The sequence below is a fragment of the Acinetobacter sp. YH16053 genome (assembly GCF_013417035.1).
Classification (GTDB): Bacteria; Pseudomonadota; Gammaproteobacteria; order Pseudomonadales; family Moraxellaceae; genus Acinetobacter; species Acinetobacter towneri.
Genome location: NZ_VPEP01000017.1, coordinates 40,744 through 47,916, shown reverse-complemented (window position 1 = coordinate 47,916; position 7,173 = coordinate 40,744). Strand labels below are relative to the sequence as shown.

General features: G+C 42.6%; 5 protein-coding genes. 2 read left to right on the top strand and 3 right to left on the bottom strand.

Features of this window, described 5'->3' with window-relative positions; all coding sequences use genetic code 11:
• Window positions 1-177 precede the first annotated feature (177 nt).
• Window positions 178-2,784: a Fe/S-dependent 2-methylisocitrate dehydratase AcnD gene (acnD, locus tag FTV43_RS11735; protein WP_179995520.1), complete on the bottom strand. Its 2,607-nt coding sequence runs from the start codon at window positions 2,782-2,784 to the stop codon at window positions 178-180.
• A 256-nt stretch (window positions 2,785-3,040) separates the two neighbouring features.
• Between acnD and FTV43_RS11730 the strand changes: the two genes are divergently transcribed.
• Together FTV43_RS11730 and FTV43_RS11725 are read left to right on the top strand one after the other, a co-directional pair.
• Window positions 3,041-3,763 carry a folate-binding protein YgfZ gene (locus FTV43_RS11730; RefSeq protein WP_004972410.1) on the top strand — a complete coding sequence of 241 codons (723 nt, stop codon included), beginning with the start codon at window positions 3,041-3,043 and terminating at the stop codon, window positions 3,761-3,763.
• Window positions 3,764-3,949: 186 nt separating this feature from the next.
• Entirely contained in the window at window positions 3,950-4,756 is an 807-nt protein-coding gene (locus FTV43_RS11725; protein WP_179995521.1) for a tetratricopeptide repeat protein, read from the top strand.
• A 101-nt stretch (window positions 4,757-4,857) separates the two neighbouring features.
• Here FTV43_RS11725 and FTV43_RS11720 read toward each other — a convergent pair whose 3' ends face one another.
• On the bottom strand, window positions 4,858-5,790 hold the full coding sequence (locus FTV43_RS11720; RefSeq protein WP_179995519.1) for an AEC family transporter: 933 nt from the start codon (window positions 5,788-5,790) through the stop codon (window positions 4,858-4,860).
• Between the two features lie 124 nt (window positions 5,791-5,914).
• On the bottom strand, window positions 5,915-7,051 hold the full coding sequence (locus FTV43_RS11715; protein ID WP_179994319.1) for an NADH:flavin oxidoreductase/NADH oxidase: 1,137 nt from the start codon (window positions 7,049-7,051) through the stop codon (window positions 5,915-5,917).
• Between the last annotated feature and the right edge of the window lie 122 nt (window positions 7,052-7,173).

The window sequence follows — 7,173 nt, the reverse complement described above, 5'->3', positions numbered from 1 at the left end:
TCATGAAATACGGTATTCTGATGTGACAAAACCTGAATCCTGGTCGTTAAAGTGTTTGTTTGCACTCATATTTTAACTGTTAGGACTCAGGTTTTTTTATTTAAAGCAAACTATGGGACAGCAGTGGGAACTCCTTCCTTTTTCAAAGGAGGGTTGGGGAGGATTTAAAGAATTACATCAAGCCACATTCCCTTCCAAGAAGTCCTGCGCAAAGCGTTGCAATACACCGCCCGCTTCATATACAGACACTTCTTCTTCGGTATCTAAACGGCAAGTCACAGGCACTTCAATCATTTGATTTTTGCCGTCTGCAGTTGAACGCTCAATCACCAAAGTTAAGTCTGAACGTGGCGCAATATTACCAATCACGCTATAAAGTTCCGTACCATCCAAACCTAAAGTTTTACGGTTAACACCCGCTTTAAACTCAAGTGGCAATACGCCCATACCCACCAAGTTGGTACGGTGAATACGCTCAAAACCTTCAGCTACAATTGCTTCCACACCCGCAAGACGCACACCTTTTGCAGCCCAGTCACGACTTGAACCCTGACCATAATCTGCACCCGCAATAATAATTAACGGCTGCTTACGGTTCATATAAGTTTCAATCGCTTCCCACATACGCATTACTTCGCCTTCTGGCTCAACACGCGCTTTAGAACCTTGCTTAATTGTGCCGTCTGAACGTACCACCATTTCATTAAACAATTTCGGATTCGCCAAAGTTGCACGCTGTGCAGTCAAATGATCACCGCGATGCGTTGCATAAGAGTTGAAATCTTCTTCTGGCAAGCCCATTTTTGCCAAATATTCCCCTGCTGCCGAGTCTAAAATAATCGCATTCGATGGAGATAAATGGTCTGTGGTGATGTTATCGCCCAAAATTGCCAACGGACGCATATTGGCTAAAGTACGTGGCGCAGCCAATGCACCTTCCCAATATGGTGGACGGCGGATATAAGTACTTTGTGGACGCCAGTCGTAGAGTGGACTTTCAGATTTTTCCGACTCTCCCAAATCGAACATTGGAATGTACACTTGGCGGAATTGTTCAGGTTTAACCGATTCTTTCACCAAAGCATCAATTTCAGCATCAGATGGCCAAATATCTTTCAGATAAATCGGGTTACCATTTTGATCTGTGCCCAAAGCATCTTTTTCGATGTCAAAACGAATCGTTCCTGCAATCGCATAAGCCACAACCAACGGTGGCGATGCCAAAAATGCTTGTTTCGCATACGGATGGATACGACCATCAAAGTTACGGTTGCCAGACAGCACCGCAGTCGCATACAAGTCACGGTCAATGATTTCTTGTTGAATCGCTGGGTCTAATGCGCCCGACATACCGTTACAGGTGGTACATGCATAAGCCACAATACCAAAACCAAGTTTTTCTAAGTCTTTCAGTACGCCTGCTTCTTCCAAATACAATGCAGCCGCTTTAGAACCTGGTGCAAATGATGATTTCACCCAAGGTTTGCGTACTAAACCTAACTCATTGGCTTTACGTGCCAACAAACCTGCTGCTACAGTATTACGCGGGTTTGAGGTATTGGTACAAGAAGTAATCGCAGCGATGATGATGGCACCATCTGGCATTAAACCATCGGTACGGTTTTCAACCACACCTGCAATGCCTTTTTCTTTTAGGTCTGCAGTTGAAACACGTGCATGCGGATTCGATGGGCCTGCAATATTACGAGTTACCGTTGAAAGATCAAAACGTAATACACGTGGATATTCAGCCTGAGTCATTTCAGATGCCCAAAGACCAATTTCTTTAGCATAAGTTTCAACCAGTTTGACCTGATCTGCTTCACGACCTGTTAAGGTTAAATAGTCGATGGTGTTTTGGTCGATGTAGAACATGGCAGCAGTTGCACCATATTCAGGTGTCATGTTGGAAATCGTGGCACGATCCCCGACCGACATGCTATCTGCACCTTCACCAAAGAATTCCAAATACGCACCGACCACACGTTCTTTACGCAAAAACTCGGTTAAAGCCAATACGATGTCCGTTGCCGTAATACCAGCCTGACGCTGACCGACCAACTCCACACCAATAATGTCTGGCAGACGCATCCAAGAAGCACGACCCAACATCACGTTTTCAGCTTCAAGACCGCCTACACCTACAGAAATGACACCCAAAGCATCGGTATGTGGTGTGTGTGAGTCTGTACCCACACAAGTATCTGGGAATGCAATGCCTTCACGGTTTTGAATGACTGGTGACATTTTTTCCAGATTAATCTGGTGCATGATGCCGTTGCCTGCAGGAATCACATCAACATTTTCAAATGCAGTTTTCGTCCATTCAATAAAGTGGAAACGGTCTTCATTACGACGATCTTCCACTTCACGGTTTTTACGGAAAGCATCTGGGTCAAAACCGCCATATTCCACAGCTAAAGAGTGATCGACAATTAACTGGGTAGGTACGACAGGGTTCACTTTAGAAGGATCGCCACCCTGATCGGCAATCGCATCACGCAAACCTGCCAAGTCAACAAGCGCAGTTTGCCCCAAGATGTCGTGACACACCACACGCGCTGGATACCACGGAAAATCATGCTCTTGTTTACGCTCAATCAATTGTTTTAAAGATTGTTCTAAAATTGCAGGATCACAACGGCGCACTAACTGTTCTGCAAGTACTTTTGAGGTATAAGGAAGTTTGGCATAAGCGCCTGGCTGGATATCTTCAACGGCTTGTCGCACGTCATAAAAATCGAGCTGAGTGCCTTGCAGTGGTTTGCGGTAGTTGTTATTCATCTGGTATTCGCCCTTACTCTATTGTTCTCAACATCTTATGGGATGATTGTTTCCACCCGTCGAAAGCATTGTACGCTGCCAAAAACCCATTTCCCAAATCCTATATATTTCATACACTTAAATATAAAAACAGGGGTTTTTGAAACATTTAATTACATTTTGAGTAAAATTCTTGCCCTAAAAATGCTTTTTTTTGAAAAATAGCGCAAAATTGACCTCATTCTTTAGTCTTAGATTTCAATGTGAAAGGTTATTCATGCGCGATTTAGCTTTCAGTGCTTTAAGTTTAAACGGTGTCGATGCACAAAAATTCCTGCAAGGTCAGGTAACAGTCAATGTCGAAACATTAGCTGAAAATACAACCTGTTATACCGCAATTTGCAGTTTAAAAGGACGCGTTCAGTTTGGCTTCTGGCTTAAAAAAATCTCGTCCGAATGTTTTGAAATCATCAGCACAGCCGACCAAGCCGAAGATTTAGCCAAACACATTAAAAAGTTTGGTGCATTTTCAAAAATGCAGCTTGAAACCATCGGTACGGTTTACCCAACCATTCAGGGCAATCAAACTGAATTTTCAGCTGAAGTGACTGATTTAAACGCATGGCAACTACAAGCGATTGAAACAGGTCAGGCATGGATTCAAGCCTCAACAGCAGAAGTGTTTCAACCGCAGGAATTGCGTTTGCATCAACGAGATGGCGTGCATTATGACAAAGGCTGTTATTTGGGTCAGGAAGTCGTGGCACGTTTATGGTTTAAAGCCAAACCAAAACACTGGTTGCATTTAATTCAGGGTTCAGGCGAAGCCCCTGCACCTGCCGCCAAACTGAATAATGATGTGGAAGTGGTGAATAGCATAGCGACTGCAGAAGGTTTTAAAGCGTTGGTGGTTGCCAAACCAAGTGCTTTGGAAGAGTTAGCTGTACAAGTATTGGCTTTGCCTGAACATTTGAATGGCGATGTTGCACGTCCGCAATAAAATAGATTCCACCCGCTCAGGTTAAGGGAGTCGCAAGATTCCCTTCAAATGACAATGAAAAAGCATTCGTACACATTTTTTATATTTACATTCACACTTTTCAACTTATGATGAATGCACCACTGTAAAAACAAAACGCACATCAACGGAATGATGTGTAAAAGAGAACAAGGTACAACTCAAATGATGAAAAAACTACTCATTGCGGGTGCAATCGCCCTATCTAGCAGCATCAGTATGGCAAATAGCAACATTCCAACCGATCCTGCTTTTGCCAAAATTGAACAATTAATTCAAGCCAACAAGGTTAAAGATGCCTATCAGGAATTAGAAAAGCTTGCCAAAACAGGCAATGCGCAAGCCATGTATAACTTAGGCTATTTGACACAAACTGGACTAGGCACAGCAAAAAATGAAAAGAAAGCCATTCAGTTGTATGAGCAATCTGCCCAAAAAGGCTACCCAGTTGCGAGTTATGTTTTAGGCAAAAACTATCTTACTGGCGCACTGGGTTTAAAACAGGATGCTGCTAAAGCCAAACAATATTTACAGACGGCATCCAATCAGGGTTTTAATGATGCCACAGTCGATTTAGCCGTTTTATATTTCTCGGAAAATACGGCAGCATCTGACCAAAAAGGTTTAAAACTATTACAACCTTTAATTGCCAAAGATCATTATCAAGCCATACATGCAAAAGCCTTGTACGAAATTAGCACAGGCTTTAAAAACAAAGATGAAGCACCAATTAAGCAAGGGCTGCAAAGCATTCAAAACTTGGCGCAAAAGGGTTATATTCCTGCACTCATGGCAGTGGGCAATATGTTTGTGAATGGCAATATCGTGCCGCAAAACTTGCCTGAAGCGAAAAAGATTTTTGCCTCACTGGCACAGGAAAATGTAGCGCAAGCCAAAGAATCATTGGCTGTGGTTGAAAAAATGATGGCAGATCAAGCCAAAGCTTCCAACAAGGCAACCGCTAAGAAAAGTTAAGATAGTTTCTTTATAAAGGCTATTAATCAGAGAAATTTTAAAAAAAGTCTGTATCAGCATGGTACAGACTTTTTTATGATTTGAGCACTTCGATACCGTTGCTATAAATACTTACCCGATTGTGTCAATAAAATCGCCACCATCACAAAACCAAAAACTGTACTCAACACCAAGGGGGCTAAGGCTTTTTCATGTAAACCATAGTGCTGCCCGAAAATACCAAAGGCAATTGGCATTGGTAAAGCCGCAAGCAAAGTCCCGACAAATAGCATTTCTCGGTTCACATCTAATGCCCATAAAATTCCAAAAATCGTGAGTGGCATCAGCAATACTTTGAATGCAACCAAAACAATACTTTGCAAATTCAACGACTTGATTTGCATGCCGACCAAACTTCCACCAATCACAAATAAAGCCAAAGGTGAAGCAGTTTTGCCCAACATTTCCAGCACTTGTGCAATAGCTTGCGGCAGTTTGAAATTCAACAATACGCACAGCATACCCAATAAAATAGATAAAATTACTGGATTTTTCAGTAAGCGCTGCACAGTTTCGGCATACACCTGCCAACCTGATTTCGCTGAAGATTGTAGCCCTCGTTCTGCCAAAATCAGCATCAATGCCACAATAATTAAATTTTCGACAATTAAAGTTAAAGACAAATAAATTGCCGATTGACTGCCAATCAACAAAGTCAAAATAGCAGTGCCAATAAACCCTGTATTTGACATTGATGCACCCATTGCCAAGACACTGGCATGGGTTAAGTTTGAATTAAAATAATGCCGATACAGTAAAAAGGCAAAGATAAACAGCAGAATAGAACCGCCACCGTAACCTAAAAAATAAGCGGGATGCCAGATTTCTGACAAACTTTTACTGGCCAATGCCTGCAATAGAAATGCAGGCAACGCCACTTTCATGACAAATTGACCTAGAAACTGAATCGCACTGGTCTCAATAAATTGGCTTCTGACGGCAAAATATCCCAACAGTACTACGGTACAAATGGGAAATAAAATACTCAGTAACACCCTGACATCCTTTTTCAGTGTTGCCCATGATCGACATGGTTTTTACTGATTTACCTTACACCGAATCTCCCTATAAAGCACGGCAAAATAGTTTAAGTTTCACTTATTTTAAGCAGATAAAATATTAGGATTCCACTTCCGTATCTGTGGATTTAAACGGCGCAAATAAAGTACGAAACCCATGCGGCTGACAGCGCAAATATTGCGGGGCAATCTCAATTTTTTCACCCAATTCTGCCGCAGCATGCCATGGCCAACGAGGGTCATATAAAATCGCACGTGCGATCGCAATCGCATCGGCCTGTTCATATTGCAAAATACCTTCTGCCTGCATCGCTTCGGTAATCAAACCCACCGCAATTACAGGAATTTTTACAGCTTGCTTAATGGCATGTGCAAATGGTGTTTGATAACCCGCATGTAAATCAATTTTTTGATCGACATGCAAACCACCGCTCGACACGTGAATATAAGCCGCACCTAAATGCTCCAGTGCTTTTGCCAAACCTACTGAAGATTCCACATTCCAACCCTCTGCATCATCCATCCAGTCTGTTGCAGAAATTCGCACCCCAATTGGATAGCCTTGTGGAACAGCATTTTGAATCGCTTGAAATACTTCCAATGTAAGGCGAATCCGATTTTCCAAACTGCCGCCATATTCATCTTGGCGGTGATTAGACAGTGGTGACATAAATTGATGCAGCAAATAACCATGTGCAGCATGAATTTCGATTAAATCAAAACCTGCATCCACCGCTCGTACTGCGGCACTGGCAAAGTCTGCAATCACCTGTTGAATTTCATCTTGCGTTAAAGCATGCGGAGGATGTTCGTGCGGTTGAAATGGTAACTCACTGGCCGATACAGTCTGCCAACCATGTGCATCACTTGGGCTAAACTGACCTTTGCCCTGCCAAGGTTTATCGGTTGAGGCTTTACGTCCCGCATGTGCCAACTGCACAGCAAATGGCATAGGCGATAAACTTTTAACTTTATGCAATAAGGCTTTAAGCTGCGCACGCTGCATGTCATTCCATAAGCCTAAATCTGCATAGCTGATACGCCCTTCAGCCTGTACTGCGGTGGCTTCTACAATGCACATCCCTGCACCCGACAAGGCATAATTTGCCCATTGCTGCTCATGCCAATAGCTCAACTCACCTTGTTCATTGGCAGAATATTGACACATCGGAGCGATAATAATTTTGTTGGCAAGTTGCAGTGATCCAAATTGAATCGGCTGAAAAAGTAATGTCACGCTGCAAGCCCTCATACAGTGCGATTCACCAAAAGCGAATCATTAAATAAAGAAGTAATCACTCAGAATCTGCCATCTGTTTTAGATGGTTTTTCTATAATAGATGTTCAAAAATGATTTAT

Coding starts and splice junctions, on each gene's coding strand:
- FTV43_RS11725 (WP_179995521.1), top strand. CDS start 3,950: ATGAAAAAACTACTCATTGCGGGTGCAATCGCCCTATCTAGCAGCATC.
- acnD (WP_179995520.1), bottom strand. CDS start 2,784: ATGAATAACAACTACCGCAAACCACTGCAAGGCACTCAGCTCGATTTT.
- FTV43_RS11730 (WP_004972410.1), top strand. CDS start 3,041: ATGCGCGATTTAGCTTTCAGTGCTTTAAGTTTAAACGGTGTCGATGCA.